The 3,115-nt window shown below is 38.0% G+C and carries 3 protein-coding genes; all 3 read left to right on the top strand.

Going from position 1 to position 3,115, the window contains the following annotated elements; translation table 11 throughout:
- Positions 1 to 247 precede the first annotated feature (247 nt).
- The 3 genes from ACM0OR_RS28000 to ACM0OR_RS27990 all read left to right on the top strand — a co-directional run bounded on the left by ACM0OR_RS28000 (position 248) and on the right by ACM0OR_RS27990 (position 3,097).
- Entirely contained in the window at positions 248 to 1,876 is a 1,629-nt protein-coding gene (locus ACM0OR_RS28000) for a DUF655 domain-containing protein (protein WP_414579672.1), read from the top strand.
- Positions 1,877 to 1,924: 48 nt separating this feature from the next.
- Positions 1,925 to 2,608: an N-acetylmuramoyl-L-alanine amidase family protein gene (locus tag ACM0OR_RS27995; protein WP_414579671.1), complete on the top strand. Its 684-nt coding sequence runs from the start codon at positions 1,925 to 1,927 to the stop codon at positions 2,606 to 2,608.
- A 96-nt stretch (positions 2,609 to 2,704) separates the two neighbouring features.
- Positions 2,705 to 3,097 (top strand): CHAT domain-containing protein, encoded by a 393-nt coding sequence (locus tag ACM0OR_RS27990; RefSeq protein ID WP_414579670.1) that lies wholly within the window; start codon positions 2,705 to 2,707, stop codon positions 3,095 to 3,097.
- Positions 3,098 to 3,115: the final 18 nt, after the last annotated feature.

The following is a 3,115-nucleotide window of genomic DNA, read 5'->3' as shown; positions in this document are numbered from 1 at the left end:
ACGACCTATATTCATCAATTCACTATTTTGTTATTCTGTCAATACGTAAGTCCTAGAGTAATGAGTTTTGAGTTAAAAAACCGATGGACTAACACCCTACTACGCTAACAGCACTCAGTAGAGTTTAGTATATTGCTGAAACCTTAAAAAATTGATTGATTACGCGTCGCCGGATAGATTTTTATGGGATAGATAATTTGGGGAATGATAAATATGTTCACTCTCAATCCACTTTTAGCAGATTACCGTGCAGATTTTACTTACACTGAGAAAATTCTCGATCTTGTGTTTGTTGTTGGCGATCGCTGCTTGTCAAAGAGTCCAGTCTCAGAATACGCGACTGCCTGCTCTCCCACAAGACCCATTGGTGAAAGTTTACTTTAATCAATCTGAGTCTTCCGAATATCGAGAACCTTACCGTCAACAAACTCGATTGGGAGATAACTTAGAACAGCAGATTATTGATGCCATTTCCCAAGCTAAATCTACCATAGATGTCGCAGTACAAGAATTACGTTTACCGGGAATTGCCCAAGCTTTAAGCGATAAATACAAGGCTGGGGTTAAAGTCAGGGTAATTTTAGAAAATAACTATAGCCGTCCCTGGAGTAGTTTCACTGCTGAGGAAATCAAGAAATTACCCCTCAGAGAAAAAGACAGATATTTAGAATATTTTAAATTTGTAGACCAAAATCAAGATAATCAACTCAGCCAAGAAGAAATTAATCAAAGAGATGCTTTGATAATTTTACAAAATGCCAAAATTCCGTTGATAGATGATCAAGCGGATGGTTCAGCAGGTAGTAGCTTGATGCACCATAAATTTGTGATTGTAGATAATCGGATTGTCATTATTACTTCAGCTAATTTTACCTTGAGTGATATTCATGGAGATTTCACTAATCCTACCAGCTTAGGTAATCCTAATAATTTCTTAGAAATTGATAGCCCAGAGATAGCCACTTTATTGACAGAAGAATTTAATCTCATGTGGGGTGATGGCGTAGGAGGTAAACCAGATAGTAAATTTGGTTTAAAAAAACCTGTGCGCTCTCCCGAAACAATTACATTAGGTGACAACAAAATTACCATACATTTCTCTCCTACTTCACCTACCCAACCTTGGAGTAATACCAGTAATGGGTTAATTGGTGAAACTTTAAATTTATCTACTCAATCTGTTGATATGGCATTGTTTGTCTTTTCTGAACAACGCCTTGCCAATATTTTAGAAACCCGTCATCAACAAAATATATCAATTCGGGCTTTAATTGACAGACAATTTGCCTATCGTCCTTACAGCGAAGCTTTAGATATGATGGGGGTGGCTTTAAGTAATAAATGTAAATATGAATTAGATAATAAACCTTGGAAAAATCCTATTACTACTGTTGGCGTACCTACTTTACCTAAAGGAGATTTATTACATCACAAATTTGCTGTAGTTGATCAACAAACAGTAATTACAGGTTCTCATAACTGGTCAGATGCTGCTAATAATGCTAATGATGAGACGTTAATATTAATTGAAAATCCTGTTATCGCTGCTCATTATGTGCGTGAATTTGCACGTCTTTACACTAAAGCTAAAGTTGGTGTACCAGAAAATGTTCAAGCCAAAATTCAATTAGAACAGAAACAATGTCCTCAGATTTTAACTCCAACTTCTAGTACAGATAAAATAAGTAAAATCGTAAATCTCAATACAGATAATTGGGAAAAATTAGCAACTTTACCAGGGGTTGGTAAAAAATTAGCGGACAAAATTATCATTGCCCGTCAACAAAAGAAATTTACCTCATTACAAGATGTAGAAAAAATTCCAGGAATAAGTAATACAATGATAGACAATTGGCAAGGTTATATTGAATTATAAAAATTTTATTTCGTAGTCAAGAATTGAGTCAATAATTGAGCAGAGGGAATGAAATTCATACCACTACTGATAGGATTAATAGTTTTCAATTCTCTAGCAACTTCCAGCGTAACGTGGGCGCAAGATAAAACCTTGAATCTGGCTGAATCATCTGTAATCTCCCACAGACAAAACAAGCCTTTATTTGGACTCAAAATTGTACTTAACGCTGGACATGGTGGTACAGAATTGGGTGCAGCCGGCGCAACTGGTTATTTAGCAAAAGACTTGAATTTGCAAGTGACAAAGTTATTGCGGGATGAGTTAGTGCAGCGAGGTGCAACTGTAGTGATGACTAGGGAATCGGATCAAGACTTGTCTCTTGCAGAACGTCAGAAAATTATAGATCAAGAATCACCTGCGATCGCTCTTACATTTCACTATCGATTTCTCCCAGATGATGGTGATGCGGAAAATACCAGAGGTGTGAGTAGCTATTGGTATCATCCCCAAGCCCATAGTCTAGCTGTCTTACTACACAACCGTCTAGTTGATGATTTAGGTAGACCTTCTTATGGTTTGTATTGGCAGAATCTAGCACTCACACGTCCCCATAGTGCGCCATCAGTGTTATTAGAGTTAGGTTTTATGAGCAACCCTGACGACTTTGAGGAGGCGACAAATCCCCAGGAACAAAAGAGGTTAGTCAAAACTCTAGCAGAGGGTATTACTGAGTGGTTTAGAAGCCTGTAAGGCGTTGCGACTGAAATGACACTACCGCAATGACACTGTTAAAACTAATATAGCTAATCCGTCTACTTTAGCTCAACATCACTTATCTTTTTACAGATGGATAAAATTAGAATTCTATTTCTGTCATCTGATCCCAGCGATGCTGGTCGTTTACGTTTAGGACAAGAGTTACGAGAGATACGTGAGAAACTACAACTCTCGAAGCAAAGAGATACGTTCCAACTGGATGCTCGCGAAGCCGTGCGTCCAGGAGATATAACTCAAGCAATTTTTGATGTCGAGCCGCAGATTGTTCACTTTTCAGGGCATGGAATGAGTACAGGTGAACTATGCTTTGAAAATATTACAGGAACTGTTCAACCTGTTGCTCCTTCAGCACTTAGCAGTTTGTTCGAGCGAGTATCAACACACGTTCAATGTGTAGTTTTGAATGCTTGTCACTCAGAGAGCCAAGCAGGGCGAACGCATCTAAATATTAAGGAGCGATAATCAAGGTGGAATTCGCCA

It is taken from the genome of Anabaena sp. CCY 9402-a, from assembly GCF_963920945.1.
GTDB classification, from domain to species: domain Bacteria; phylum Cyanobacteriota; class Cyanobacteriia; order Cyanobacteriales; family Nostocaceae; genus Trichormus; species Trichormus minutissimus.
The sequence above is the reverse complement of the archived record's forward strand: the minus strand, read 5'-3'. Positions and strand labels throughout refer to the sequence as shown.

Excerpts from the sequence above, each read along its gene's own strand:
- ACM0OR_RS27995 (WP_414579671.1), top strand. The coding sequence starts at position 1,925 with ATGAAATTCATACCACTACTGATAGGATTAATAGTTTTCAATTCTCTA.
- ACM0OR_RS27990 (WP_414579670.1), top strand. The coding sequence starts at position 2,705 with ATGGATAAAATTAGAATTCTATTTCTGTCATCTGATCCCAGCGATGCT.